This is a genomic window from Rhizobium sp. MHM7A (genome assembly GCF_005862215.1).
GTDB lineage: Bacteria > Pseudomonadota > Alphaproteobacteria > Rhizobiales > Rhizobiaceae > Rhizobium > Rhizobium bangladeshense.
Window position 1 is genome coordinate 369,961 of record NZ_VCHT01000001.1, and the last position, 23,770, is coordinate 393,730.

31 protein-coding genes are annotated in these 23,770 nt (G+C 52.8%); 18 read left to right on the top strand and 13 right to left on the bottom strand.

The genetic code is table 11. The features are described 5' to 3' along the window. The first annotated feature begins 68 nt into the window (after positions 1 to 68). The 3 genes from FFR93_RS02175 to FFR93_RS02185 all read left to right on the top strand — a co-directional run bounded on the left by FFR93_RS02175 (position 69) and on the right by FFR93_RS02185 (position 3,157). Entirely contained in the window at positions 69 to 1,418 is a 1,350-nt protein-coding gene (locus FFR93_RS02175) for a hypothetical protein (protein ID WP_138391723.1), read from the top strand. 341 nt (positions 1,419 to 1,759) lie between these two features. Continuing rightward, on the top strand, positions 1,760 to 1,984 hold the full coding sequence (locus FFR93_RS02180; RefSeq protein WP_138391724.1) for a hypothetical protein: 225 nt from the start codon (positions 1,760 to 1,762) through the stop codon (positions 1,982 to 1,984). Between the two features lie 48 nt (positions 1,985 to 2,032). Beyond that, entirely contained in the window at positions 2,033 to 3,157 is a 1,125-nt protein-coding gene (locus tag FFR93_RS02185; protein WP_138391725.1) for a hypothetical protein, read from the top strand. Here the strand turns inward: FFR93_RS02185 and FFR93_RS02190 are convergent. Beyond that, complete coding sequence (locus FFR93_RS02190) at positions 3,140 to 3,631, bottom strand: hypothetical protein (protein WP_138391726.1); 492 nt, start codon at positions 3,629 to 3,631, stop codon at positions 3,140 to 3,142. The genes FFR93_RS02185 and FFR93_RS02190 overlap by 18 nt on opposite strands. A gap of 316 nt (positions 3,632 to 3,947) precedes the next feature. On the opposite strand from FFR93_RS02190, the gene FFR93_RS02195 reads away from it, so the two are divergent. After that, on the top strand, positions 3,948 to 5,516 hold the full coding sequence (locus FFR93_RS02195; RefSeq protein ID WP_138391727.1) for a TerC family protein: 1,569 nt from the start codon (positions 3,948 to 3,950) through the stop codon (positions 5,514 to 5,516). On the opposite strand, the gene FFR93_RS02200 is transcribed toward FFR93_RS02195, so the two are convergent. After that, complete coding sequence (locus tag FFR93_RS02200; protein WP_138391728.1) at positions 5,479 to 5,934, bottom strand: hypothetical protein; 456 nt, start codon at positions 5,932 to 5,934, stop codon at positions 5,479 to 5,481. The two genes, FFR93_RS02195 and FFR93_RS02200, sit on opposite strands and share 38 nt — an antisense overlap. Positions 5,935 to 7,067: 1,133 nt before the next feature. Here FFR93_RS02200 and FFR93_RS02210 point away from each other — a divergent pair. After that, on the top strand, positions 7,068 to 7,475 hold the full coding sequence (locus FFR93_RS02210; RefSeq protein WP_138391730.1) for a hypothetical protein: 408 nt from the start codon (positions 7,068 to 7,070) through the stop codon (positions 7,473 to 7,475). Here the strand turns inward: FFR93_RS02210 and FFR93_RS41875 are convergent. Then, on the bottom strand, positions 7,472 to 7,597 hold the full coding sequence (locus FFR93_RS41875; RefSeq protein WP_281407896.1) for a hypothetical protein: 126 nt from the start codon (positions 7,595 to 7,597) through the stop codon (positions 7,472 to 7,474). The two genes, FFR93_RS02210 and FFR93_RS41875, sit on opposite strands and share 4 nt — an antisense overlap. 382 nt (positions 7,598 to 7,979) lie before the next feature. On the opposite strand from FFR93_RS41875, the gene FFR93_RS02215 reads away from it, so the two are divergent. The 4 genes from FFR93_RS02215 to FFR93_RS02230 all read left to right on the top strand — a co-directional run bounded on the left by FFR93_RS02215 (position 7,980) and on the right by FFR93_RS02230 (position 10,484). Further along, positions 7,980 to 8,342, top strand: coding sequence for a hypothetical protein (locus FFR93_RS02215; protein ID WP_138391731.1), 363 nt, complete (start codon positions 7,980 to 7,982; stop codon positions 8,340 to 8,342). A 559-nt stretch (positions 8,343 to 8,901) separates the two neighbouring features. Continuing rightward, on the top strand, positions 8,902 to 9,456 hold the full coding sequence (locus FFR93_RS02220) for a hypothetical protein (protein ID WP_138391732.1): 555 nt from the start codon (positions 8,902 to 8,904) through the stop codon (positions 9,454 to 9,456). Next, entirely contained in the window at positions 9,453 to 10,046 is a 594-nt protein-coding gene (locus FFR93_RS02225; protein WP_138391733.1) for a hypothetical protein, read from the top strand. Before FFR93_RS02220 ends, FFR93_RS02225 begins: the two co-directional genes overlap by 4 nt. 111 nt (positions 10,047 to 10,157) lie before the next feature. Next, positions 10,158 to 10,484, top strand: a complete 327-nt coding sequence (locus tag FFR93_RS02230) for a hypothetical protein (RefSeq protein WP_138391734.1) — start codon at positions 10,158 to 10,160, stop codon at positions 10,482 to 10,484. On the opposite strand, the gene FFR93_RS02235 is transcribed toward FFR93_RS02230, so the two are convergent. After that, on the bottom strand, positions 10,475 to 10,756 hold the full coding sequence (locus FFR93_RS02235) for a hypothetical protein (protein ID WP_138391735.1): 282 nt from the start codon (positions 10,754 to 10,756) through the stop codon (positions 10,475 to 10,477). The genes FFR93_RS02230 and FFR93_RS02235 overlap by 10 nt on opposite strands. Positions 10,757 to 11,090: 334 nt before the next feature. Here FFR93_RS02235 and FFR93_RS02240 point away from each other — a divergent pair, with 334 nt between their 5' ends. The 3 genes from FFR93_RS02240 (at position 11,091) to FFR93_RS02250 (ending at position 12,182) form a co-directional block, all read left to right on the top strand. After that, a complete protein-coding gene (locus FFR93_RS02240) occupies positions 11,091 to 11,339 on the top strand; it encodes a hypothetical protein (RefSeq protein ID WP_138391736.1) in 249 nt (82 codons plus the stop codon). Between the two features lie 113 nt (positions 11,340 to 11,452). Beyond that, on the top strand, positions 11,453 to 11,893 hold the full coding sequence (locus tag FFR93_RS02245) for a hypothetical protein (RefSeq protein ID WP_138391737.1): 441 nt from the start codon (positions 11,453 to 11,455) through the stop codon (positions 11,891 to 11,893). 97 nt (positions 11,894 to 11,990) lie between these two features. Then, entirely contained in the window at positions 11,991 to 12,182 is a 192-nt protein-coding gene (locus FFR93_RS02250) for a superinfection immunity protein (protein ID WP_138391738.1), read from the top strand. Between the two features lie 75 nt (positions 12,183 to 12,257). On the opposite strand, the gene pncB is transcribed toward FFR93_RS02250, so the two are convergent. The 3 genes from pncB to FFR93_RS02265 all read right to left on the bottom strand — a co-directional run bounded on the left by pncB (position 12,258) and on the right by FFR93_RS02265 (position 15,505). Then, the gene (pncB, locus tag FFR93_RS02255; RefSeq protein ID WP_138391739.1) at positions 12,258 to 13,580 is read right to left on the bottom strand and encodes a nicotinate phosphoribosyltransferase; all 1,323 of its coding nucleotides are present in this window, start codon (positions 13,578 to 13,580) and stop codon (positions 12,258 to 12,260) included. A 70-nt stretch (positions 13,581 to 13,650) separates the two neighbouring features. Then, positions 13,651 to 14,160: a peptide deformylase gene (gene def / locus FFR93_RS02260; RefSeq protein ID WP_138391740.1), complete on the bottom strand. Its 510-nt coding sequence runs from the start codon at positions 14,158 to 14,160 to the stop codon at positions 13,651 to 13,653. A 280-nt stretch (positions 14,161 to 14,440) separates the two neighbouring features. Continuing rightward, on the bottom strand, positions 14,441 to 15,505 hold the full coding sequence (locus FFR93_RS02265) for a nucleotidyltransferase domain-containing protein (RefSeq protein WP_246661271.1): 1,065 nt from the start codon (positions 15,503 to 15,505) through the stop codon (positions 14,441 to 14,443). A gap of 174 nt (positions 15,506 to 15,679) precedes the next feature. On the opposite strand from FFR93_RS02265, the gene FFR93_RS02270 reads away from it, so the two are divergent. Further along, complete coding sequence (locus FFR93_RS02270; protein ID WP_138391741.1) at positions 15,680 to 16,147, top strand: hypothetical protein; 468 nt, start codon at positions 15,680 to 15,682, stop codon at positions 16,145 to 16,147. Between the two features lie 66 nt (positions 16,148 to 16,213). Next, complete coding sequence (locus FFR93_RS02275; protein WP_138391742.1) at positions 16,214 to 16,501, top strand: ASCH domain-containing protein; 288 nt, start codon at positions 16,214 to 16,216, stop codon at positions 16,499 to 16,501. A 55-nt stretch (positions 16,502 to 16,556) separates the two neighbouring features. On the opposite strand, the gene FFR93_RS02280 is transcribed toward FFR93_RS02275, so the two are convergent. Both FFR93_RS02280 and FFR93_RS02285 read right to left on the bottom strand, forming a co-directional pair. Then, positions 16,557 to 17,258, bottom strand: a complete 702-nt coding sequence (locus FFR93_RS02280) for an alpha/beta fold hydrolase (RefSeq protein ID WP_138391743.1) — start codon at positions 17,256 to 17,258, stop codon at positions 16,557 to 16,559. Next, entirely contained in the window at positions 17,237 to 18,496 is a 1,260-nt protein-coding gene (locus tag FFR93_RS02285; protein ID WP_138391744.1) for a DUF1963 domain-containing protein, read from the bottom strand. Before FFR93_RS02285 ends, FFR93_RS02280 begins: the two co-directional genes overlap by 22 nt. Before the next feature lie 171 nt (positions 18,497 to 18,667). Between FFR93_RS02285 and FFR93_RS02290 the strand changes: the two genes are divergently transcribed. Then, positions 18,668 to 19,180: a hypothetical protein gene (locus FFR93_RS02290; RefSeq protein WP_138391745.1), complete on the top strand. Its 513-nt coding sequence runs from the start codon at positions 18,668 to 18,670 to the stop codon at positions 19,178 to 19,180. 288 nt (positions 19,181 to 19,468) lie between these two features. On the opposite strand, the gene FFR93_RS02295 is transcribed toward FFR93_RS02290, so the two are convergent. Together FFR93_RS02295 and FFR93_RS02300 are read right to left on the bottom strand one after the other, a co-directional pair. Next, a complete protein-coding gene (locus tag FFR93_RS02295) occupies positions 19,469 to 19,615 on the bottom strand; it encodes a DUF1127 domain-containing protein (protein WP_246661272.1) in 147 nt (48 codons plus the stop codon). Between the two features lie 99 nt (positions 19,616 to 19,714). After that, positions 19,715 to 20,326, bottom strand: a complete 612-nt coding sequence (locus tag FFR93_RS02300; RefSeq protein WP_138391747.1) for a hypothetical protein — start codon at positions 20,324 to 20,326, stop codon at positions 19,715 to 19,717. Between the two features lie 122 nt (positions 20,327 to 20,448). Between FFR93_RS02300 and FFR93_RS02305 the strand changes: the two genes are divergently transcribed. The 3 genes from FFR93_RS02305 (at position 20,449) to FFR93_RS02315 (ending at position 22,035) form a co-directional block, all read left to right on the top strand. After that, positions 20,449 to 20,634, top strand: coding sequence for a hypothetical protein (locus FFR93_RS02305; protein WP_138391748.1), 186 nt, complete (start codon positions 20,449 to 20,451; stop codon positions 20,632 to 20,634). A 4-nt stretch (positions 20,635 to 20,638) separates the two neighbouring features. Then, positions 20,639 to 21,127 (top strand): hypothetical protein, encoded by a 489-nt coding sequence (locus tag FFR93_RS02310; RefSeq protein WP_138391749.1) that lies wholly within the window; start codon positions 20,639 to 20,641, stop codon positions 21,125 to 21,127. A gap of 317 nt (positions 21,128 to 21,444) precedes the next feature. After that, the gene (locus FFR93_RS02315) at positions 21,445 to 22,035 is read left to right on the top strand and encodes a type 4 pilus major pilin (RefSeq protein ID WP_171049032.1); all 591 of its coding nucleotides are present in this window, start codon (positions 21,445 to 21,447) and stop codon (positions 22,033 to 22,035) included. Positions 22,036 to 22,430: 395 nt separating this feature from the next. Here FFR93_RS02315 and FFR93_RS02320 read toward each other — a convergent pair whose 3' ends face one another. Then, complete coding sequence (locus tag FFR93_RS02320) at positions 22,431 to 23,084, bottom strand: hypothetical protein (protein WP_138391751.1); 654 nt, start codon at positions 23,082 to 23,084, stop codon at positions 22,431 to 22,433. A 94-nt stretch (positions 23,085 to 23,178) separates the two neighbouring features. Continuing rightward, the gene (locus tag FFR93_RS02325; protein ID WP_138391752.1) at positions 23,179 to 23,700 is read right to left on the bottom strand and encodes a hypothetical protein; all 522 of its coding nucleotides are present in this window, start codon (positions 23,698 to 23,700) and stop codon (positions 23,179 to 23,181) included. Positions 23,701 to 23,770: the final 70 nt, after the last annotated feature.

Below are 23,770 nucleotides of genomic sequence, written 5' to 3' on the forward strand. Positions count from 1 at the left end.
GTGAAAACGGCCTGACCTTCTCGACCTCTTTTGCCTTTCGGTGTATGTGAAGGGCAACGGAGGCTTGAATGTCGAAGGCAAAATTAGACCGGTTACTGCGTAGTTCTGATGGTCATCTGGACCAGCGCCAGCGAAAAGCTGCCCTGAAGCTTTTGCAGGAAGACAAGAAGCGCGTCGACAACATGATGGCAGCGGATCAGCTGTCCGGAGCTGGTTATCCGATGGACCAGCAATTACGCCGCATTCTGGAAATGGCTAACGACGACGCCATCCGGGGCTCGGACTATCCGCTTCGCAATCTATGGGATGTTTTCCGCGCCTTTGTTCTCCCAGAGGAATGCGCCATTGGGACAATCCTGCGTCTGAGGCCAGAGCGGGATCACGCATTCGATGCGAATGACTTCTTTGCATTTGCTTCCGACCCCGCCATCAAGGAAGCCACCATCGCAAAGCTGCAGGCGCTCCCTGAAGGCGTCATCCATAATTATAGCATACTGACCGATCCGAAGGACGTGGTATTCGAGCAGGAGGACGGTGATCCGATCATCCTGCTCGGTATCGCGCTCATTCGTCATGGTAACCATCTCTACTGGCAGTCCTGTGGCGGATATGTCGTAGACCTTGCGGAAGTGACGGCGGCTCGGCGCGCTGAACTTGCGAAAGGTGAAAAGAAAGTTCGTGCTGCCAACCCGACTGCTCCCGATGAGATGATCCGCGACATCTTGAACCCGACGGCTCGCGCACTGCCGGGAGCGCCAGGCGTCTGGGACTGTTCTTCCTTTGGAATGTTCGATCTATCAACGCAGTCACATGAGATAAGAGCCAGTACGCGGGACTGGACGATCACTCAGGCGGTCTTCACCGACCAGTTCGAGGAACGCTTGGCCGATCTATATGACGTCGATGACGCGGCACGACGTTTGGTTGATAAGGCAATGGCTCATATTGAACGAGACAAGCTGCTTTTCGAAGTCGCTGAGGTTGCCTTTGCGTTGCCTGCCTATTTCGCTGCCAGGGTCCAGTTCGTCAAGAAACAGGAAATGAAGACGCAGCTCGCAAACCCGAAAGACCAGAGAGCTAAATATGCCTTGAAGGCTCCGCCGATCATGCGCATCCAGACCAGGGTGGTCTCGACGCTTGATTACGGGCCTACCGGCGGATCAAAGCCAAAGAGCTTCACGCCACCAAGGTTTAGAGTGGAAGTTGACGGATACTATCGCCGCCTGGCTCCGAACGGGCATGGGTTTGATAAGGACGGCAACCCGCTGATGGGAATGACTTGGGTCACCAAACACGCAAGGTGGAAGGATAAGCCCTTCCGCATCGGCGTTGTCCGGGTGAAGAGTGCGATCACCTCAGCGCTGAGGCGTGTTAAGAACATCGGTGTGTTGGGAACGGAGAAGATCACAGTCTCTTAGGGAGTTGGTAGTCCGGCCGATCTTTGCCGACCGGACTCCGTATCGCCTCCCAGCGCATGTCCTGCATTCAGACAGAGGCATCTGGTTACGCCTATCACCCGTAATCAAGACCCCATTCCTGTGCAGAGGTGGAACCGGCACTGCACTGCCTGTCCGAGGGTCTACTTGGCGGCGCATTCGCGCCCCGAAAAAGAGAGCATGCCTGCATCTCGTATCCCATGGTGAGCGAAGGAATTCTCTCTGGCAAGGGCCGCAAGGCGGAAATCGAGAAAAATGTCGATTGACAGCGAGCGTGCGCAACACAACTCTTGTCAGACTTATTCCTGATGAGGAGATTGATAATGGGCCACCCGCTGAGCCAGGCTTTAGGTGACGTGATCCGCGCAGAACTCGCAACACAGCGTGTAAAGGACCTGTTTCGGGGTTTTTCCAAGGAGGACCTGCGCAAGCTCTGGGATGGCGTGGGTGATGACAGTTTCTATACCGGCCCGGAAGGCGAATTCGATTGTGCCGACATCCACTTCTACATGAATTTGACCGGAGACGGATCGTACTGCGCGGTGTAGGTTGCAGCTTTCCCACATACGATCCGTCTAGGAGTTTGGGGTGAGAGCATGAAAATCACATTGCCTGTTGGGTACTCGGGAAAAATTTATCGCCAGAACGCAAGGACCGCAGACCCGCGCCCATTCAGCGGGTGTCATCTGCTGGAGGTGGAAATTGAGGAGTGCAGCTCACAGGATGTGCACCTGATCGCCGAATGGCATCAGAATTGGCGTTCGGCGAGCGCGGCAGTGGAAATCGTCCCCTACAAAGCGGCGAAAACCTGGCTTGATGATTTCGCGCAGAGTCCGTCGCTCGCCAGATTGATCATGGTTGACGGCAAATTCTACAGTCCCATGCGCCAGAAGGAGGCACCCTCCTCCCGGGATTTCACTCATCCCATAGTCGCTAAGGACCTTTATTACCAGATGCTGGGTCGGGGTTCTCGCCAAACCATTCTGGGTGAAAACCTGGATCATATGTTCGACGGCTACAACCGTGCCGTGAGCGCCGCCAAAGGCTGGAACGGATATGCGGTGCAGGCGGTATTGCCTCCGGATGGTTTCGCGTTGCAGAGTGATGATCTCGATATTCAGTTGAGGCGGGTCCGCGATTTAGTGGCCCCTTTCCTGTTCGTAGACGGGATGCTGTGGAGCGAAATATCGGAGCCGTGTCTGGTTGTTCGCAATAAGCCTACTGGTTCTCGGCTATGTTTAGGTCGCAAGGCCGAATACCGCACGGCGGATTACGAAATGATCTTCAGCTTCTGTGAATATGAGAGCGCGCTGGAGTTTATGGCTGCGAATTGGAAGCCCAAAGCCATCACAGTGACCCTTTCGGACCTCCGCGTTTTCAAGCCAGAGGCTCTCACGCCTTCTACAGATTTGGAAGAAGTCAAGCGGGGTGTGAAGCAGTTCACAGAGGATGCGGGCAAGTTGCTGCCCCTCGTTTCCAGGCCGACTGCAGATGCGTGGTACGATCTCAGGGATGGCTTGAAGGCTGCGAGGGGTAAGATGTCGCCCCATGTCGCAACAAGCATGTGCACGTTTATTCAGAGGTTTCTGGATTCCGTGAATAATGACGCCGTCAAAAAATTGGAAGCCCCAGAGCGGGAGACTCTGGAGCTTGGTAAACGTATCGTGGACCGGTGGGAGATGAGGCCTGTGCAGACCTCACGTTCACTGGCGAGGCGGTGACTTCCAGAAAGAGCCGAATACACGCTTTGCTTCTGCTGAGACCTGATCGCGAATAGCGATGGCTTTTTCCCGAACAAATGAGACATGGCTCATACACCAGCTGAACCAGCCATAGGTGAGAAGCTTGTCCCTGCCCGCATGATAGATGCGTTCCACGAGAATGAACGTGATCAGGTAGGATAAGACCAGAAGCACGAGACCAACGAGAAAATAGCCGCTGGCCATCAGGACTAGGGCGTAAAGCTTCAGCGGCTCGGCCACGGCAAAGGGAACGGCGAAAAGCAAAAGAACCGCGAAACGCGGCATTCGTCGAATCTGGGCTTCTAGCGCTGCCATGACCTTTAGGTTGGCAGCCCAAGCAATTACGGGTTTGTAGATCGGCTTGGCGATAGCATCCGCAACAAGGATGGTGGCGACCAGGGCATGGAATACCCAAAGACCGATACGATAGATCGAAGACTGCGGTTTGTTCACCTTGAACTCCTTGCGCGCGGATGAGCCTTACCTTCTAAAAAATGCTTGTTTCTCGAAATTGCAAGGAGATATCCGCTCGGCCGAGGAATTTTGTGAAGAAATTTCGCATAAGAAGGGTCGCTCAGCCGATTTTGTCCGTCAGTTTCGCATAAGAACACCTTTTGTCCCGTGAGTTTCGCATAAGGCGTTGCGTCGATTTAGTTGACCCGATAAGGGATGGAAAGGAAATAATCGCAAAATGTCTTGGCGACATGGAATTCCCGTGTAACATAGGCAATCTGGAAAGGAACGGCATTGGGCCGTCTTTGGAACATAAATGTTTGAGTGGATTTCCGATCCCACTGTTTGGGTCGGTTTGTCGACCCTTATACTTCTCGAAATTGTCCTTGGTATCGACAATCTCGTTTTCATTGCAATTCTCGCGGAAAAGCTTCCGCCAGAGCAGCGTGCAAAGGCTCGCAACCTCGGCCTGACCCTCGCTCTCTTGATGCGTCTCGGCCTGTTGTCGCTGATGTCTTACATTGTCGCGCTGACGAATCCTTTGTTCTCAGTTTTTGGGCACGACTTTTCAACCAGGGACCTCATCATGCTCCTTGGTGGCTTCTTTTTGCTGTTTAAGGGGACCATGGAACTGCATGAACGCCTGGAGCCAGCGCATCACCATGAGGCTAAGGGGCTTCGACATGCGATCTTTTGGCAGGTGATTATCCAGATTATTGTGCTCGACGCCGTGTTCTCACTCGATAGCGTTATCACTGCTGTAGGCATGGTCCACCATTTGCCGGTCATGATGCTGGGTGTCATTGTTGCCATGGGCGTCATGATGCTTGCTGCCCGTCCGCTGATGGTATTCGTGAACCGTCATCCTTCCGTTGTCGTGCTCTGCCTGGGCTTCTTGATGATGATCGGCTTCTCGCTCGTTGTCGAAGGGTTCGGATTCCACATTCCGAAGGGTTACCTCTACGCTGCAATTGCGTTCTCGGTGTTGATCGAGGTGTTCAATCAGCTCGCCAAGCGTGGGCAGGCTCGCTTTATTAAGAAGCGGGACATGCGCGAAAGCACCATGGATGTCGTCCTTGCGATGCTCGGGGGACAAAACACTCAGGTCCCTCTTGGCGAAGGTGCCGCGATGATTGCCGAACAGAATGGCGAGGACGCACTCTTCAGTGATCAGGAAAAGTCGATGATCCAGGAAGTTCTGCAACTTGCTGAGCGTCCGTCCACATCGATCATGACCCATCGCACGGAAATTGCTTTTATCGATCTCACAGATTCCGAAGAGCAAATCAGGGAAAAGGTGTTGGCATTTGAATATTCGCGAATGCCGATTGCGAACGGTAGCATCGACAACTTTGTCGGCATCGCCGAAACCATGGATGTGTTGCGTCTTATCGCTTCTGGTCGGGCGCTGGATATCGAATCTGTAATGTCTCCGCCGTTCGTCGCTCATGAGCGCATGAGTGTTCTCAAGCTGAAAAACGCTATGCAGAGCAAGGCTGAACAGGTCGCCTTTATTCTTGATGAGTATGGCGCTCTGGAAGGTATCGTGACGCTCACGGACATCCTGGAGAGCATCGCCGGTGAGTTTCCCGACGAGGATGATGAGCAGCCTCAGCTGGAACAGCATTCGGACGGCAGCTGGACAGTGAGCGGCTGGATCGAGATCAGGCAGTTCACCAAAGCATTTGGTGGCGCAGACCTGGTCGACGACGAAAATCGCTACGATACGCTGGCAGGCTACATTCTCCATCACCTTGGGCATCAGCCGCAGGTGGGGGAAAAGGTGGTGGACGATAATGGTATCGAGTTCGAAATCGTTCAAACAAACGGTCGAGCCATTGAAGTCCTCAAGGTTCGAAATCAGACGCCGGAGCCGGTTGAATAAATTCGATGAGAATTTCTTGAGGGGGCAACCGTTTGTGCCCCCTCTCTTTGTTCATCTTTATTACGACCCGTTTTGAGCCGCAGGTGAGCCGCAAGAGGTCTGCAAGTCCAGCACCTTCGTAAGCCTCGCGCCGGTTATCCTCAGTGAACTCGCCCAGAATGTTACCACCACTCTGCGTGATGAAGTAGGCGTCGGTGATCTCGCCGGTTTCGAGTTCAATCTTGATGTTGAAATCGGCGGTTGACGTATTGTAGTCGTCGGTGTGGAGCAAGTGGTCACCTTCTTTGTTGTAGTAGAATACCGGCTTGCTGAGATCGACGGTCGTAGACGTGGTCTCTGATGAAAAACCACTTGTGTCTTCGACAACAATATAATCGGGAAGCGAATACCATTGGAAGACGGCCGAGGCCAGGTCCATGAGCTTTTTCGTGGGAGAGAGACATTGAAATTCCTTTTGGGTTTGCTTCGAATTGAGCCTGACAACAGCGGCGGCATTTGAACAAAGGAATTCGCGTTTCAGAGCGGCCTGAAACTGGTTAAAGACTTAGTAACCACTCGGATTCCCTTTGGTTGAAAACTCCTTGCGACAACTTATTTTTGTTTGTGCTCACCAGGAAAAATGAGTTTTCTGACCCAAGAGCAATGAGTTTTCAACGGCACTCCTTGGAGCCAAAGAACCGCAGGTGCGGTGACAGGTGATTTATGCAGGCATCTTCCCAAGTAGCAATTCCAAAGGGTGAGCACCGACGCGCCGTGAGGATCAATTCGCGTGTGCTGGTGACCGTTGAGCTGCAGGGTCGCAGGGTTGAGGGTAAGATTCTGGATATTTCGAAAACTGGCTTGCGCCTGGAAGTTCGAGAGATTTTCATCCCCCCGGTTGGAGCGACCTTGATAATTCGTTGTGCCCAGATCGGGGCTATCGAAGGTTCGGTAAGATGGATCAAGAACGGGAAGATCGGCGTCTCCTTTGGTCTAAATTCGAATTCTGTCGCGAAGGTGATGTCCTATTTCAGACAGGTGCACCCAGAGATATTTAATAAGCTTTAGGGTGAGCGACTGAATTAGCGTATCCTAAAACTGACACGAACGGAAATGGAACAAACCTGGATTTTTGGTGGAATGTCGGGCTGCATACATCAATAAAATGTGAGCATTGCGCGTTCACGTTTAACGGGTCTATATTGTTCAGCGCAGGGAATGGAGCGACTTCCATGAAGAGAAATCAGGAATTCCGAAAGATACGCGTGCGCCATAGGGGCGCACCGGTTTTTCGGAGGCTGAAATGCATCATAAGCGTAAACGACCTAAAAACCGCCGCAGCGGCTGCCTGATGTGTAAACCGCATAAGGCGAACGGTAATTGCCCCAGGCATAAGGATATGCGGATGGGGAACCTGCGGCGGTATGAGGCTGGAACCTCCCAACTTCGTTGTGAGGCTTTGGGGTAAGGTTTAATGGGCCGCTGAGACGGCCCATTTTCTTTGCTCGCTTACTTGTAATTGTCGATCCTTGCGGCGAGCATATGCCAAACCAAAATTCTAGCGAGATGTAGATGGCAACCCAGGAACAAAGGTTTAAAGCAGTCAGAGCAATTATTTCTTCTTTCCAGGGAGGCATTCCATTCCTGAAATTTGGACAAGGCGACGATGCTCTTGTGCTGGCCTATAGACAGCGTGGTGCGGAGATCGATGATCCTGAGTGTGACCAGCTTTTCGTCGCAATGGAGGATGCGGTTTACAAGAGGTGTGTAAAGGAAAGTGGTGGCGAGAAGAGCTTCGTTTATCTTGCATACTCGCCCTTGGCAGCTGATCACCTCGACGATGCCTTAGCCGCAACATTCGACAGTCTTTCGTTTGAAACGATGGAAATCATGCCGATGGACGCGGCGCATCAGTCCATGCAGTGGGAAAATTCCCAGGCCCGGAATGAGCGTCGAGCGCGCGAGCGCTCTCGACGCTAGGGGTGTGCTTCGTCAGGTTTATCGGTGACGGCAAGGTTGGCTGGCGAGACCAGGTGCCACATCAGCCGGTGTTCCTCGTCGACAGGCAGCTTCCAGGCAGGCTGCCTGTCCTTATCGCTCATCCGGTAAATCTGTCACGTTCCCCTTCCCTAAAAGGGTCAAGCTAAGGGTTGCGGCTGCGCTCTCCCAGCGAAAGATAAAAGGCTGTCCTCAATATGCTCGTTGACGAGCAGATTGAGCGAAATAAACGGAGACGAGGGTCGCCGTCTGATCCAAGGGAGACCAATCCCTACTTCAAGGATTGGGAACCGGAGGTGAGGTTCCTTCCTCTTGCAGCCTAGCTGCGGACGGCAAAAACCAGTTGTGGAATTAAACGCACGATTGGCCCGTTTCCGCAAACAAGTTAAGGAGAGTTGTCACAGCTGTCCAGGATTGACGATTTGGCATTTTGAAATACGGGAAATATCGACAAGAATTGAAGGAAACTGATTATGGAAAGACCTCATGACCGGGCGATTGCTGTTGGAAGAAGAGCTTCGTCGGAGCTGCATCCTCACTGACGATTCACAAGTCGATGAGGTCGCTGATCTGGTCATGGATTTGCTGTCGCGAGGCCTGATCAGAGGAGATATCATCAAAAAAGCAGCTCCCAGTTCGAGCAGTTCTTCCATGCGGGTTTCTGATGGTCGGCCTGTATATTGCCAGCCGTGTTACGACGGCGATGGTACGCAGCCGAAGTTTTTAGTCAGGTTTGCGGATGCTGAAGTCAGTGACCGGATTTTTGACGATGAAGCTGAAGGGCGTGCTTTCTTCGAAGCGGCCATCGAGAATTGGAACTGCTATCTGTTCGGCCTACTTGAACGTTAGGGCGCAAGGCTCAAAGTTTCTGATACGGAGGAATGCGGTGCGGGACCCGGCCATTGACCTGGTCCCGACGGATAGTCGCGGTAGGCCAAACTTCAAAGACATGAAGGGGTTTGATGCTATCCGCGATGCGATGGAGGCCGCTGCAAACGCGCTGGGAGTGCCGATCCAGTGGGCCGGAAACTGGAAGAAGCTGGTCGACAAATCCGCATTTCGAGCTGGACCGGAAGGCTATCCCGGTCCGCTCCGAACACGATGCAGAAGCCGTCATGACGGCCTTTCGGTAGTCTTCAGTTGTGGTCGCGCTTTCGGCGAGACCACTTTTCATTCATCTCCTTAAGCCGGATAGCGGGGTCGTATTTTGGTGGGCAGAACACTATCGCGGCACAAAGGATCAATAGGGTGATCCCGAAAATATCGTCTGACATTGAGCAACTCCTTCGTCCCTGTCTATTTAGATGGAAAACCGGGGCATTGCAAATCGTCATTAATGTTGACATTAATCCGCGTAAGTGTAAATTCGAAGCTGTAGAAATTGTGCCATTGAATAGAGCGCGCCGACATGAAAGATAGTTTTTTTGTAAACCTCTATAAAGGGACGCTCGACGTCCCGTATGCGGTTTCGATGAGAGCTGACTATGTTGCAGAACATCAGTGGGGTATCGACGATCTTCTTCGTTCCGTAGGCGGCAAGCCGGACAGTGCTGGTCTCGAACGCTATCGGGTTTCGCCTGGTAATAACCAGGTCCTGCAGGTAAAGGAAGGCTATGTTTATGGATGGCGTGTCGGCCGGAAAACGAAGTTGCGTGCGACGTTGCTTATCGGCGATCCCTCAGATTTGAGCCCTAGCTACGTTGCCGAAGTGGCAGATCGCGAAAAACCTCTCAACGGCACCTGGGACCGGAAGAACTTCATCCTCTCTGCTCGCGACGCCGAAAGCGTCTCGTTCTTGCGTGATATCGCGAGTGAGGCTCAAGTCGGAAATGTCTTGATCTACCAGGGCATCAATCCGGTGGACCCGGCAAGTGGCGGTTGCCTTATGCTCTTGATCGAAAATAGAACGCCCCAGGAGTACCTGCATGCCATCATTGAATTGCAAAACAGGAACACCGCATGAGCAACTTGCAGAATAACCTTCGCATCCAGGTGCGTTATGGCTCGCGTGACGCTGTCGATGAGGAAGCTCGGCTGCCTAAGACAATGGTGCACTGGTTCCGTGAATATGGCGTCGCTTTCGATCCGCAGAGCGGGACAGGATACGGTGTTCGCAGAAACCTGAAAAAAGGCTGTGGAAGTCCCGTCAGGCATTTTCGCGCCCTGCCCCACCTTGGTCTTCTTCAGATTTGCGACGGCTATTTTGATCGATGGGCGAATTCCGTGGGTGCGGAAACTTCATTGCCGAAAAGTCGTGCTGAGTTCGTCGCCGCTATGGAATTTCTCCTCGCAAGCGCAGAATTGGCAAAGATCGATCCGGAAGTGCAGATCGTCTCGTTGGAGGAAGACCTTTCATCTGTCGAGCGAGAAATTGCTGAATTTCAAGATGAGAACAGCGACCTTGAGGCTCATGTCCTGTATTTCGGCCGGTCAGAGCGATGGATTAAGAAGCTCTGGAAGCGCTATCAATGGCGACTTTCTTCTCTTCGGTCCAAACGTCAGTACATCGCCGGGAATCTGAAATTCCAACGTTTGCGTCTCCAACGCAATTGATTTGATGTAATTGCGGCATAGTTTTCTCACTGCGCCGCAATAACTCCTTGAAAACACCACAATCCCTTCAGTTCGCGTTCATGTATAAGTCTGCATCATGAGTGCCAGGTTATGACTGTTCCTGGTATTATTCGCATGCAGATTTCGAGATTTTTTGCCAAAGCTGCTTTCAACGGCCTTATGCTTTTCCTTCCACTGATTGCCGCAGCAACCGTGTCCTATGATTTGTACAACAAGGGATTCGGCTCGCCTTTCGCCTCCCTGTTTTCAGCGTTTGTCGGCCTCTATGTCGGGTTCATGGTGATCTGGAAAATGCTGTGCTGGGCCGACGAGGTCATTTCCCACATATCACATGTGAATGCGCGGGCAGCCGTAAGGTTGCGAGCAGTAAAGCGCGCACTAATGGACTGGGAAGATGCAAAGGTGTCTCACGCCTGAGTGCTTGAAAGGCGCTTGGGGATGATCTCGTAGGTTCTTCTGAATGACATGGGGAGACTGGCGATGCGAATTTCTGAGCGCCCCTCAAGAAGTTTCCTGCCATAAATCCCGGGGTCGCCGCGTGCGGTGATCGTTCCATCCTTGCTGACGATCTCCACCAGATCGAACGTCAGCTGGAACGCGTCCGCGTCAAGAACCTCGGTTTCGACCAGGATCGCCTCGACGTCTGGGTTCGAAACGAATGCAAGCCTGGAAACCGGTTTAGCGCTCATTCCCGCAGGCTTACCGGGTTAGCCTGATCGGACCAGGGCGCTATCGGTTGATGTGCTACATTGATGTTGACTCGGGGAAAGGCGTTTGCGCCCGTAGCGACTGATACCCCCAGGGTTGCGATCAATATGCGATTTCTAAGGCGAGATTGGATGTCCATTGAGCTATCCCCTTGCTCACCTACTTTCGGCGAAAGAACCGCAACGAACAATGTAAGGAATTCCTGGCTTGCTCCGATTTACAATTCGTAAACAATCTTCATGTTAAAGGAGTTCTTAGATATGAAGGCTCCTTGCAGGCCATATGGAAGCTTCTATCACGTGAGAGGTGTTGAATATGAAGATATACACGCAGTTGGCAGACGATGAAGTCGGTGCCGCCCTATCGAGTGTTGGCGCAGCAGATCGCAGATGGACCGCGAATGCTGCGGACATTGTCGCGGGAGCTGGAATTGCCAGCGCGACCGTCGCAGACGATCAGGTTGACCTGATCCGGACGCGACAAGCGCGAGAAGACGGCGACTGGAGCAAGGAAGTCTGCTTGTTCCCAGGTGCAGAGCTTTCCGACATCGAAGCGTCGTCGTAAGCTCAAGCGAGCAGTGCGGGTAAAGGTTGCGCGTCGCCGAAAGGCGGCGCTTTTTGCGTCTTGCGTTCGCCGATGTCCATATTTGCTCATCACGCTAGATGGAGAGCGAGTGTATGAGTAAATTTTCCACCGATCCGCTTGAGGATTTCATGACCGCTTTGCCTACGCCGGGCGCTGGTTTGCATGTCTCACCGGCTTTCGAGAAGATCAAGAAGGAATACGGCGTCGATGCAGCTAAGGATTTCCTGGTTGCCTACAGGCAGAATGATCAAGAAGCAGCGCTAAGAGTTGCGCGCAAGATTTCGCGGGATGACGGGTGCAAAATCGCTGGATCGTCACTCGGGTATGTTTTCGATCTCGCTGATGAACAGCATAAAGTCGTCCCCCCGAAGCCTGTGGTTGGGCCAGAGGGCTTCGATGGTTATCGTTCAGAGGCCCACGCAATTCTTGGCGCAAGCCTCTTGCTGCGGTTGAAGCTAGCGAACCAGAAGCCGTCCATTGAAGAAGAATGCAAAGTCAATGGATTTAACCACCCCGGAGTCAAAATATTTTAAGAAATTCCTTCACGTCCCTGTGAAAAAGGGACTAGCGGCCGTTTAAAAATCGAGCTGGAATAAGGGTCAGCCATCCATAACCTTAAGGAAAAATAAAATGGATTTCGGGACTCTCGTTCTCTGGTATCTCGCAATTTTCGGCGGCTTGCTCGTCTATATGGTTCCGACGCTCACAGCTATCGTGCGCAAGCACGAAAAGGTGGGGCTAATCGGTCTGCTCAACGTTGTCGTTGGTTGGACTGTCATTGGCTGGATCGCAGCCATGGTCTGGACATTCTCAGACAAGTAAATCGACAAGCCCTGGACAGCGCTTGATTGAATTTGAGCCGGAGCGAACTTGACAGTTCCTCCGGCTCAACCGTTTTTAGACGACGACATTGTGTCGTACCATTCCTTCCGTGCCGAATACGCGGAGATAACGCTCCACCTCGGCTTCCGGCCCCATTGCCTTCGAAGGATTGTCCGAGAGCTTCACTGCCGGTTTGCCATCCGCCTCGACAACTTTGCAGACGAGCGAGATCGAGCGGAAGTCGGCGTCGTTACCGATAGGGGAACAGCCCTTGAAATCATTGGTCAAATTTGTCCCCCACCCGTAGCTAAGTCGAACCTGACCGGCGAAGTGCCTGAACGTATCCTCGATGCTGTCAATTTCCATCCCGTCCGACAGAATGACCAGCTTTTCACGAGGATCGCGGCCCTGGCTCTTGAACCAGTCGATGATTTCCTGCGTGCCTTCCATGGGCTCCTTCGAGTCCGGTCGGAAGCCGAGCCAATCTGCGAGCTTCTTCGGTGCCCGTCGCAGGAATCCGGTGGTGCCGTATGCGTCAGGAAGCGCGATCAGGAGGTTGCCGCCGTAAAACTCTTCCCAAAGGTCCAGAACCTTATAGGAGGAATGGAGCAGCTCTTCGTCACTGTTGGCGAGTGCAGCCATGACCATCGGAAGTTCATGGGCATTGGTGCCGATTGCTTCCAGGTTATGCTCCATAGCGTGCTTTACGTTGCTCGTTCCGGTGAAGGATTCACCGATGCCTTCCTGAAGAGCCTCGATGCACCATTCCTGCCAGAGGAAGCCATGCCTGCGCCGTGTCCCGAAGTCGGTAACCTTCAGCGGGCCGAGGCCTTCAGCTTTGAGTGTTCTCAGACGCTCAACCTTGCCCCACAGCTTCGCCTTTGCGCGAGAGTAGAGGACATCGAGTTCAAATCGCGACATCCCCGCCATCGCGACACGAGCGCGAAGCTCATTGATGATGGTCAGCGCATGGATTTCCCAGAGCATGGCATCAGCCCAGTTGCCGTAGAACTCCAGGACATACTGGCCGTCCTCGACCGACAAGGAATATTCCGGGAGCTGATAGGTTCGCAGGTAATCGATGTATTCCTGCTTGAACATGTTGGTGCGGCCGTAGAAGGTATTACCTCGCAGCCAGATCAGTTCTTTGTTCTCAAACCTGATCGTGCGGGCATGGTCAAGCTGTGCGCGGAGTTCTTCCATCGGAATGATATCGGCAAGGCGAACGGCCTTCGTGCGATTGACCAGGCGGAATTTCACCTTGGTGGTGGGAAATTTCGCGAGGATCAGTTGCTGCATAAGGAGTTTATAGAAATCCGTATCGAACAGCGACCGCACAATCGGATCGATCTTCCAATTGTGAGAATAAACGCGCTCTGCAAAGTTGGTATTCGCCACCATGAACTCCTTGGTTCCAATTCTCTTCCAAGGATTTAATGACCGAAACGCATAATGTCAACAAATTAGATTACCTCATTCGCGAGACTTTTTTGAACGCAGTAATGGCACGGTCACGCCTGAGCTTGGACACATGATCAAGGATCAGAATTCCATCCAAGTGGTCGATTTCATGCTGGATGCATGTCGCAAGCATCCCTGTCGCCACGAGGGTGTGTGGGGCCCCGGTTAAATCGACGTAGTCAACAGTGATGGTTGAAGGTCTGCTAAAGGCCAACCTCACCCCAGGAATTGAAAGGCACCCTTCGCTTGTTTCCGTGCGGTCTTCCGAACGACTTGTGATCACTGGATTGACGAGCACGTGTGTCGTCCCATTCCCATCGCTGTTCGCAGCGCAGGTAACGATTACGCGCCTGAGTTCGCCAAGTTGCACAGCCGCAAGTCCAATACCCCTCGCCCGCTCCATTTCGGTGATCATGTCTTTGGCGAGTTCCTGGAGAGCGGCATCGAAAACTAAAACCGGTTCGCTGATTTGGCGCAGACGGGGATCAGTAAGATTGATGATGTTTCGCTTGTGCATGGAAGACCTCGCGCGAGGGGATGGTGCTAAACAGGATGGAAGACAGTTTCAATAACTGTCAATCCGGTCATGTTCGGCTACCGGTCGAGTTCCATAACAATGCATCTTATCGAGCAAAAACAATTAGTTCAGCAGTTGCGAGGCAGTTGCCTTTGTTTTGCTGAAAATCTCTGGAAAGCTCGCTAAGGTAGCGTTTAAGTTCCATAATCCACGGTACAATCGTGTAAAATCAGATAGTTCAGCAATCAAAGTGCATATTCAACGAAATTGCTGAAACAACCTAGAATGAAAACTGGTCTGCAGGGTCTGCCGAGGCCGCGAAGAGGTGAGCGGCGTCTTCGACGACCTTTCGGGGGAAAGACTTCATCTGGTCAGGATCAAATGGCAGATGCGGCATATGCTGAGCAACCATTGCTGCGACAAGCGCTGCTTGGCATCTGTCTCGGGCGCGTTTGTCCGGCCGCCGGTCTGGCTGCTTTGAAAGCCAATGCTTATGCACCGCGAATGCTCTGGGATCGGGAGCCACGATCCTGACGGGCTCACCTCGCGTGTCGATGGCGACAGCTTCGAAGCTTGGAGCATTCTCATGCCACGACAGGCCGCCGATTTGTATGGCTTCGAGGTCGTCTGAATTGTTGCTGATGCTGGAAGGAAGGTCTTTCCACGGTGGGTTGATTTGCGGACGGACCAGATCGACGATGTATCCATCGTTGTTGTTGGCAGAGAAGCGATTTGGGGCTCGGATGAAAGACCTGTCGACCTGCTGTAGAAGGCCGATGATGGTCGGCGCAGTTGTTTCGTCCGCAGAGGCGAACCTGATCTTCGCCCGCGCGTCGAACATCATGTCGATGTCCTCTGTCGACGTCACGGACTGGGGGAAATAGACCTCAGTGATGGCTTCATAAGCGAACATCGCGTTCGTGCCGATAACCTTGACCCCCTTGCCGAGAAGGCCCGCCTTGTCCACCGCTCTGATGATCTTTGCGCCTATCGCGGGAACGCGACCGAGGCCAAGTGCACGATTGATACCGGCTTGGCGTGCAACGTTCGCTTGAGCTGCTTTCAGCCGTTGTTCGGCATCCTCTCTGCCCGCGAGATAGTCTGCCAGCACTTTTTCAGTTTCAGGTGAGCGCTGGCCTAGCACCTTTTGCTTCCGCACGCCGTTATCGTAGTAGTCGCGGAGGAGATACTCGATATTTGCCTTCTTTCCGAAGCTCATCGAACCCTTGTAGCCTTCTTTGCGCTTCCAGGCGTCCAGGAACACACCGTAGCGCTGCTGGGTGTTCACAGATTCCTTGATTTGATCCTGATTTTTAGCGATGAAGCCGAGGTCTTCGATGTGCACGGCAAGTCCTTTCAAGCGTCTTCAGTATCAGATCAAAGCGAGGCGCATGGTGCAAGCCTTAAGTGTTGGTCGGGCGTTTGGCGACGAGCGACGTAATCGGCGGTCGCATCGCCATTTTTACGGCTTGCATTGAGAAGCGCTAGACTCTTCGCAGAACATCCGAGGAGCAAAGCAATGATAGAAATGGTACGTTCGCAGCGCCCCATAACCGCCAGTGCTATCAAAGGGAAGTACATGGTTATGTCGCTGCCCATGACCGCGTATCGCAGCATGTTTCCAGGAACGCCTATTTACGTCGAAAATGCCGCCGACGATAAGTCGAAAATACAAGTGTGGCCTATCAGGCTTCATTTCAATGACGCTGGTGCTTGCCACACTATGCGGGTTCTCCGTGGAAAGGACGATCTCCTATTGAAGCGCTCGGAGCCCTTTAATGGCTTTATCTGTGACAATGAGGCCGATGTCCTGGCGCTGATCAATGCTAGATTAGAAATCGAAAAAATTGTCAGGCAAGCGGGATATGTGAACGATTCAATTATCGCCCGCGAACTAGAAGCGTACTTCTCAGATATAATCGAGTCTTCAAAGGTTGAGCCCGTCGCCCCGAATGCGGCCAAGGCGCTTGCCTGGGCGTACGGCTAACGGTTGACAGCCTGAGGTAATGGCTGAACAGTTCTTGAGAGCCATTACATTTTCCGGAATGATGCCATGTCGACTTTGGTGCTGAATCTCAAAGCTGAGTATTTTGATGCGATCCGTGACGGGTCTAAGTTGGAGGAGTTTCGGCTAAGAACTCCTTATTGGGAGAAGCGGATTAAAGGCAAGATTTACGATTCGGTCATCATTCGCAAAGGTTATCCCAAAGCAGGTGATGCAGATCGTGAAATTCTTTTGCCGTGGCGAGGATACCGGGAAATCAGTCTGGAGCACCCTCATTTCGGCCCAGGGGCCAAGGATGTCTACGCGATCCGGGTCAGTGAACGCGAGCCAGTCTGATGGAAAAAGCTTTGATCGACCTGTCGGAATCTGGAAGGCATGGAGCATCCCGGGGTTAGTTAGGGGTACCCAGCGCTTCAAATTTGCCCGTCTTCAAGAACCTGGCTACTTCGCGAATTACCAGCCGGTTCCTTGGCATGAACGTGTGGGTCACCGGCAGGATCAGGTGGGCAGACATTCCTGGCAATTTAGTGCTTTCAACCGAGACACGTCCATCACTGGGCTTGCCTATTACATATGAACCAAATGGGTCGATTGTTCGGGTACCGGCGATGATCCCCAGCTCGAAATCAATAGTAGGGTCTTGTCTTTGAACGTCCGCTAAAGTGGAAGTCAGAAGTTGCTGCCCAGCAGGGCCATAGATGCGCTTGAATGCTGTCAGGTTCTTTAAGAGATCAGCAACCTCGCTTCCGTGGTTGGGAGTGCCGAGCATGACGACCCTTCCGAGTTTAGCGGGACGGTCTCGTTTGATGATTGCTCGGGTTACTAACCCTCCCATCGAGTGACCGACAAAGTGAACAGGCCCAGCCGTTTCCCTGATGTCATCGCGTATCGCCTCGATGACGATACCTGCAAGGGTGTCCAGTCGATGTTTTGTCGACGGATATGCCAAATTTCGCACCAGGTAGCCCTCGGCACGCAGAAACCCTTCCAAAGGGCGCATGCTTCGAGGTGTAGCGCCGATCCCATGCAGAAGGATGACGATTTCGCCATTGATTGGTGTCTTTTGTCGGGTCAAAGTGCGCTTAAGGTCCATGGTGTGATCTTCATGATATCGGGATTCTTGGGGTCTATGAAAAGGTGGGCCGTTCGGATGGCGTTCAGACCCAGATTTGCGAAATCTCCATCGCCGACCGCGATATGAAGAAGCGGGTGCATTCGTTTACCGTCGCTGGTCATCCAAAGGCGCTCTCTGCTCCAGAGCGGCCATCCGCAAAGCTTGTTCTCTGCGAATGTTTCGAGCGACGCGCCTCTGAAAGCTGCTGTAGGCGGCAAGTTGCCAACGCCCCAGAAGTAATCGACATTTCTGGCCACGAAGGCTTGGTCCGCTTCGTCGACGGCGATACCAATCCTCCTGGCGTTCACGCATCCGAGTACGCCGTCGTTTACGGCGTGGAGCGCATCTTGGGCGGCGGCCGACAGGGAAAGCTCTCCAGACAGGAGGTCGGGCCAACTGGGGGTGTCCTGAACCGCCTTCCAGCCTACGATTGCCATAGCTGGCGTCTGTCCTTCAGCGGTTTGTTCTGCCAAATGACCTTCGCCTGACAAAGGAAACCGAAACACCGCAAAGTCGCGCGAGGGTGTCTCTGCGTCGAATTCTTCGTCATCTTGCGTTTGTACAGAGGTGAAGATCGAAATGAGGCTCGTGCCGAGGCCGTATGTTTCACGGACTTCCTTGGGTAACTGGTCTTCTCTGAATTGCGCAAGGAACTTCATCGGCCTTGCGGCCTGATCTTTTGGCCATTGGAATCCGAGGGAGACAAAGGGTCGCCCTGAATAACGGCTATCTGTTGCCTCACCTTCCGAATTTTGAAGGCAGATAGGTCCGTAGGCTGGAATCCGCACGCCCTCGATCTCTGTGATCAAATCAAGGTAGGTCAGGCCGAGTTGTTGAATGCTGTCGATGCGGGTCAATCTCGCGTCGGCAACCATCTTTCTGAGGGCGGATACCTCCATCTCCCCTTCAAAGGTGATCGCATCTACGTTCCACCATTTGATGGTGAGGTGCCGTATGCCATTGTTCTTCAGAGCACGACCGTCCAGGCGCACGTCTGGTATAGGTGCCAGGGTATTGATGACATCATGAGCGGCAGGAATTAATGGGTCGATTGCCTGTTCAAAGAGTAGTTCAGCGTCGCGCCGGTCGAAGTGTTCCTTGAACTCATAGGTGATCGGCTTGCTCGCACATTCGCGAATGTGAAACTTGATCAAGCGCTCTATGATGCAGCTGGCAATCGCGTCAATTTTTTCCTTGAGTGTAGGAGAGGCGTGCATTTGCCATCCGTGGCTTCGGTGGAATTTTTATGAAATATGGCCCGGGTTCTGTCATTTCGCAACATTCGTATTGACTGTGACAGCCATAATTCCTTTTATGCGTTGAAACGTAAGGAATTATTCCCCGCAATTGGTTGAAAAATGAAGCGTTCAAAGGCGAGAAAAGCAACAATGCAGGCAGAACAGATAGTCCACGAGTCTGCCGCTTGTGCACGCCCTAACGTTTCTCAGGTTGAGATTTCTCCAGTCGAGGCCACAAAAGTTGCCAAGAACTGGTGCGATTTAATCCGGAACAATGTCGAAAACCTCAGTGACGCCGAGTGTAAACTCTTATTGGCGATGGTTGATGCCGGGCGAGAAATTCGCGTCATGACAAAAGCTGCATCTCGCATTTGGGGTGGCGACTTTGACGGCGGAACAGCTGAAATTGTCGGACCCGCCCTCTATCGACAGCTTTTGAGGCGAATGGAGCGCTTCGATGATGTTCACCGCCCTGCCCCATCTGTCGAAAGCATGGGACAGATCAATGGCTATGACGTTCATTTCCTAAAGCCAGACTTTGTTTATCGTGTTCAAGGCAACGGCCTGTGCCGATCATTCTCTCCCAGATACATGCCAATTTCCGGGATGGATATCGAAGATGTAATGAATGTGCTCGACATCATTGCCGAGCACGAAGCTTAATCAGGGCGTGAGGACCCTTTTTGAGCGGTGTTCCGCATCTGCATGAGCCAGTCATCCGTTCCTTGGTAGCTGATCTCATCGTCACCAGTTGGTCGCCGCAAATTGCCGTGCAAAGGGACGCCGTCACGAGGGATGGCAGATATCGTTTCGAGTGCTGATGCCTAGTATCAAACTTTGGAAGCTATCCGCGCTGAAGCAACGGCAACCGCAACTCTTTGAGATCGAGTTCTTCAAAAGAAAAGCAAAAGCCGCCCGTGGGCGGCTTTTTACTGGATGGTTCGTAGCGGATTAAAATGCGCTTCTTGCTACCCGATTGATATCGCAACGTGCAATACCGAGATCGCTAAGTTCACGATCCGAGAGGCGCGAAAGCTCAGCGGTTGTGCGGCGAATGGTGGCGTGGCGCTTGATGGCGTTTCTGAGTTGAGTGATCACGTTCTTTCTCCTTATGTTCACAATAAAATTGTGTGCGGTGGGTCCGCCGCCAACAAGGGGAATTGGTGCATTGCAGCAATGCAGAAAACGCAGGGTTTCTCAGGGTTTTTGCTGAGACAGGATTTGTTGGATGTCGTTCTCGTCTACGTCGAGCATCTCTCGCGGCCCGACCGATCTCATGCGAAGCTCTTCAGTCGTGATCGTATCGGGGTTCTGTGGCTGAGAAGAAGGTGAATCTGCCTTCTTCGTTTCGGCTGCTTCTGGCTGGCCAATGATGCCTTTCACATAGTTTTCCGCGTCTTTGCGTGCCTTCGAGGATTGCATCTGTTCCTTTGCTTTGGCCTCGCCACCCTCTACGACGTCATTCCAAAACATGACAGCTCTCGCTGCAAAGTCCTGCTCCCAGGGACCGCCGAGGATGAAGCTTGGTGATTGCGGTGACCCCGCCATGATTTTGAATGGCGCACGCCCTGGGCCGACGACATATGCGCTAACCTTCTGGTATTCTCGGACATACCGATAAGGACCGAAATCAATGCACGGATAGTAGCCATCTTGCTTGGATGGTTGCATGGAAAGGTCGCAGGTGGTGCCATAGCCTTTAGCGATTGCCTTCTCCGCAAACTCGACGCCGACAGCCTCGCTGCTTTGGGCCGATGCTGTAGTTGTTAGAAGCAAGAGGAAGGCGGATGCTGTGAGAAATTGGCGCATGGGAACTCCTTGTGAACGGAATTGTAGGCACGGAAAATCGAAGTCGTAAACTATGGAGCCGCTTGATTTCCGCCGAGCCACGAGAAACCATCGAATATGTGTCTCGAATAAACGGAATAACGATGAATAAGCTCGCCGCCTTCTTTGCGCGCCGTATTGGGGATTGCCTGGGCGCTGTTACTGCGGGCGTGTTGTCGCTCGTCATTGCCATTAGATCACCCGCCGAACAAGATTTTATCTACCTCGCGGTGCCTTTGATCGCTCTGGGCTTGATATCAACAGCAATAGCTCTCACTCACAAGGGGTAACGACATGAAGCCGGGCAAACGTAAGGGTGATACCGTGAATTTTGGTGACGACGAGGATTTTGTTGGTTCGAACGTCAGTTCAATCAATCGTGGAAAATTTGTAAAGAAACCCACTGATAGTGAGCGAGCCGCACTCTACAATCTTCTCGCAGCCCTTCTTGAAGGCGGTTTGGATTTCGACAGTGCTGTCAGTTACCTGTCGAAGGAAGCCGCCGTTGCAAGGTTGGCAATTTCGCGGGCGATCAGTGAGTATTTCGGCGCACTTAAGGAATTGAAAGAGACGGAACTTGTAAAGCGCGGCCCGCTCATCGATGAGAAAATTGAGAGCTGCTTCGGTAAAGGAGTTGTATTCGGCGAAGAGCTTCTGGCGCTTCATGCGATGGTGATCGTCCCGAATCCCGTTGCCCTTCTGAAGGTCGCCTCCGGTCTCGCTGAAGCCGCCTCAAAACGTGAGCAGGCCAGGCCTCAGATTGAACGCCGCGCTGAAGCGTAATTTCCACATCAAACTGTAACTGTTCAAAGGGCGGCGTGGCATCACGCCGCCCTTTTTCATCGGCGGCTCGTGGCGGACAATCTCGCCATTTAAACGATGTAAAAAAGCCACATGCGAAATTACAGAAAAATATATTCACGCGCTTTTGCTGGTGCCGTCCACGTATTTGGCTAAAGCCTTGAAAGCAGCGCGGTTTCGGCGCTTTACAAGGATTTCTCCGCGAGCGTTAATTTTTAGTATCAGTCCTGCGGCAGCGCCAGTAATTCGGCCCGCCAATGGAATTCTCGAACAAAATTTTTGGTGTCAGGAGAAGAACTATGGACGTCAAGGAAATGCTCAAGGATAGCCGTGAATTGGGCTATCGTGGAATGGTGGCGAAGCGCCGTCGCCGTGGTTTTTCGCTTCTAGAACTTGCAATGGTTCTGGCTCTCGGTGTCTTGATCGCTGTCGGCGTCATGATGTTTTACACCCAGGCGAACACCAGCCGTAATACGCAGAACGCCGTCATCGAAATCGGTGCTATCCAGCAGGCAGTACGTTCGCTCTACGGCGGCCAGTCGACCTACACCGGTCTGACCAACACTATTCTGGTCAATACGAAGGCTCTTCCGGGCCGCATGGTTTCCGGCACCGCAGGCCTGCGTAACTCGTTCTCTGGCGCAATCACGGTTGTTCCGGCTAACTCTGGTGGTGGCACGGCTTCTGGCTTCTCGGTGAGCTTCGCTGCTGTACCCCAGGATGCCTGCACCAAACTGGCTGCTCAGGACTTCGGTCGTGGCGTCTACAGCGTGACCGTCGGCTCCACCACCCGCACCGCTGGTTCTGGTACGCCTCCTCCGTTCGACCCGGCATCTGCCGCTACGGCCTGTGCTGCGGCAACCAACACCATCGTCTGGATTTTCAGCTAATAACTTGAATTCAGAAACTTCAGAAAGGGTCGGTTCTCCGGCCCTTTTTTCTTGCGCAAATTTTCTGGCAAACATTGTGGGCGGCCACACATTTGCCCGCTTGTTTCCTTTACATTTCCGGTTGGGAAATTAAATTCCTTCTTTGATCCGCACAAAGGTGTTAAAACTTCTTGTAGTGGATTACCGGCAAAGGAGTTATCCCATGGGTCTAAAAACGCATCGCACCACTTTGAATGCGAAACACAGCTTGGATCAGGTGGCTTTAGTCGCGGCGGCTTTTTTATTCATCTTGGGTTTCATCTTGCCCCCTACAATTCCTTGGCAGCTAGCGTCCTTAACCCTTATCGCATCCGTAATCTACACGGCGGCTCGTAAAGTGGGCCTGGGCCAGCAGATCAGGGCGCTGCCAGCGGGAGCTTCATCGCGGGCTCATCGTGGTGGTGCGGCACACCAGCGATCTCGGTAAAGCTTGTTACAGGGCCGCAGAAAAGCATTGCGGTCCTGACATCCTCAACGGATAACTCTACCTGTTCACGCGGGCCCTCTAAGCTGATGATCACCTCCAGCCGTACTGTCGGAGACCACGTGCTGCCTCTCTTCTGCTCAAACCGCGCCAGGTCGGTTGCCGAGCGAAAGGACCGAGCCGGGGAAATGGAGATAGCAGCTCCTGCCCGCTCGGGAGAAGTCCTTACGCCCCTATCGTTAATGCGCCTGACGGCAGCGCCCAATTCAGGAACGATTGCTCGCTCCGTGTCATAGATGAACTTGTCGAGGAAGTTTTCACCGTGCTTTTTCGACAACGCCTGCCGCGCCGCTAACGTTGTGTTATGGTCAATTACACGCAGTTTTCCCTTTCGTCCGGCCAACTGTGTAAGCTCGTCCGCATAAGCGGTCTGGCGAGCTTCCAATGAAGCCAGAGCCTTGTTGAACTGTGCCTGACTCACGGGCACCCGATAGATAATGGTCGAGTGAACGGTGATCCGATGCGTTTCATCGAGCTGAAGCTGCCAGTCTGGAATGATTTCATCAACGAAATTTTTTGCGATCATATGAACCCTCCAAATGAGAACAAAACGAGAACATGCTTAAAGCACATCCCGTTTGAGGGTGCAAGGGCGCTTTTCCGCATCTGGGAAAATAGTCCTAAGCGTATGCGGTCTGTTTGACTGCCTCGTCACTCTGGCGATATTGCTGAATCATCCCGCCGATAGGGCCGTTCTTGGACATGAGGTCAGTCTCCGCCGTGATAGCAGCTTCCTTGAGCCAACTCTGAGGATCATAGTCCCTGCGAGCTTCTTTCAGGACGTCTCGCATGGAGCCGACAAGGCGTTCATCGCCCAGAAGGTAAGGGATGCAAGTCTCGAACGATACAGCTGCTCGAAATGCGTCCTCGTGCTTGAGTGCATTGATGACTGCATTTCGCACGCATTCTGGTTCGATTTGGGCTGCCCTGTAAGGGGCTGGTAGGCTCCGGATGTAGGCGACCATCTCCGGAACGAAGCGGACGGCAATGTTCTCGCAATAGAGCTTGAAGGCCTGGTTGCAGTGACTCGATGCTGCTATCTCCAGCAATCGATTTGTAGTCTCACTTTCGAAATCAATCACTTGAACGGCCGAGAGGCAGTGATACGAGCGATCTGGAAACGCGGCGATGACGACGCTCATCTGACGTTCACGGGACAAAACGCCGTATCCGACGTCGTCCCTCCTCAAAATGATGCCTGAATATCTAAAC

Coding starts and splice junctions, on each gene's coding strand:
- FFR93_RS02215 (WP_138391731.1), top strand. CDS start 7,980: ATGACCGGGCGATTGCTGTTGGAAGAAGAGCTTCGTCGGAGCTGCATC.
- FFR93_RS02290 (WP_138391745.1), top strand. CDS start 18,668: ATGCAGGCAGAACAGATAGTCCACGAGTCTGCCGCTTGTGCACGCCCT.
- FFR93_RS02280 (WP_138391743.1), bottom strand. CDS start 17,258: ATGGACCTTAAGCGCACTTTGACCCGACAAAAGACACCAATCAATGGC.
- FFR93_RS02285 (WP_138391744.1), bottom strand. CDS start 18,496: ATGCACGCCTCTCCTACACTCAAGGAAAAAATTGACGCGATTGCCAGC.
- def (WP_138391740.1), bottom strand. CDS start 14,160: ATGCACAAGCGAAACATCATCAATCTTACTGATCCCCGTCTGCGCCAA.
- FFR93_RS02185 (WP_138391725.1), top strand. CDS start 2,033: ATGAAAATCACATTGCCTGTTGGGTACTCGGGAAAAATTTATCGCCAG.
- FFR93_RS41875 (WP_281407896.1), bottom strand. CDS start 7,597: ATGAGCGATAAGGACAGGCAGCCTGCCTGGAAGCTGCCTGTCGACGAG.
- FFR93_RS02300 (WP_138391747.1), bottom strand. CDS start 20,326: ATGCGCCAATTTCTCACAGCATCCGCCTTCCTCTTGCTTCTAACAACT.
- FFR93_RS02270 (WP_138391741.1), top strand. CDS start 15,680: ATGATAGAAATGGTACGTTCGCAGCGCCCCATAACCGCCAGTGCTATC.
- FFR93_RS02325 (WP_138391752.1), bottom strand. CDS start 23,700: ATGAGCGTCGTCATCGCCGCGTTTCCAGATCGCTCGTATCACTGCCTC.
- FFR93_RS02275 (WP_138391742.1), top strand. CDS start 16,214: ATGTCGACTTTGGTGCTGAATCTCAAAGCTGAGTATTTTGATGCGATC.
- FFR93_RS02245 (WP_138391737.1), top strand. CDS start 11,453: ATGAGTAAATTTTCCACCGATCCGCTTGAGGATTTCATGACCGCTTTG.
- FFR93_RS02310 (WP_138391749.1), top strand. CDS start 20,639: ATGAAGCCGGGCAAACGTAAGGGTGATACCGTGAATTTTGGTGACGAC.
- FFR93_RS02320 (WP_138391751.1), bottom strand. CDS start 23,084: ATGATCGCAAAAAATTTCGTTGATGAAATCATTCCAGACTGGCAGCTT.
- FFR93_RS02220 (WP_138391732.1), top strand. CDS start 8,902: ATGAAAGATAGTTTTTTTGTAAACCTCTATAAAGGGACGCTCGACGTC.
- FFR93_RS02250 (WP_138391738.1), top strand. CDS start 11,991: ATGGATTTCGGGACTCTCGTTCTCTGGTATCTCGCAATTTTCGGCGGC.
- FFR93_RS02230 (WP_138391734.1), top strand. CDS start 10,158: ATGACTGTTCCTGGTATTATTCGCATGCAGATTTCGAGATTTTTTGCC.
- FFR93_RS02180 (WP_138391724.1), top strand. CDS start 1,760: ATGGGCCACCCGCTGAGCCAGGCTTTAGGTGACGTGATCCGCGCAGAA.
- FFR93_RS02200 (WP_138391728.1), bottom strand. CDS start 5,934: ATGGACCTGGCCTCGGCCGTCTTCCAATGGTATTCGCTTCCCGATTAT.
- FFR93_RS02315 (WP_171049032.1), top strand. CDS start 21,445: ATGGACGTCAAGGAAATGCTCAAGGATAGCCGTGAATTGGGCTATCGT.
- FFR93_RS02235 (WP_138391735.1), bottom strand. CDS start 10,756: ATGAGCGCTAAACCGGTTTCCAGGCTTGCATTCGTTTCGAACCCAGAC.
- FFR93_RS02210 (WP_138391730.1), top strand. CDS start 7,068: ATGGCAACCCAGGAACAAAGGTTTAAAGCAGTCAGAGCAATTATTTCT.
- FFR93_RS02240 (WP_138391736.1), top strand. CDS start 11,091: ATGAAGATATACACGCAGTTGGCAGACGATGAAGTCGGTGCCGCCCTA.
- FFR93_RS02175 (WP_138391723.1), top strand. CDS start 69: ATGTCGAAGGCAAAATTAGACCGGTTACTGCGTAGTTCTGATGGTCAT.
- FFR93_RS02195 (WP_138391727.1), top strand. CDS start 3,948: ATGTTTGAGTGGATTTCCGATCCCACTGTTTGGGTCGGTTTGTCGACC.
- FFR93_RS02225 (WP_138391733.1), top strand. CDS start 9,453: ATGAGCAACTTGCAGAATAACCTTCGCATCCAGGTGCGTTATGGCTCG.
- FFR93_RS02305 (WP_138391748.1), top strand. CDS start 20,449: ATGAATAAGCTCGCCGCCTTCTTTGCGCGCCGTATTGGGGATTGCCTG.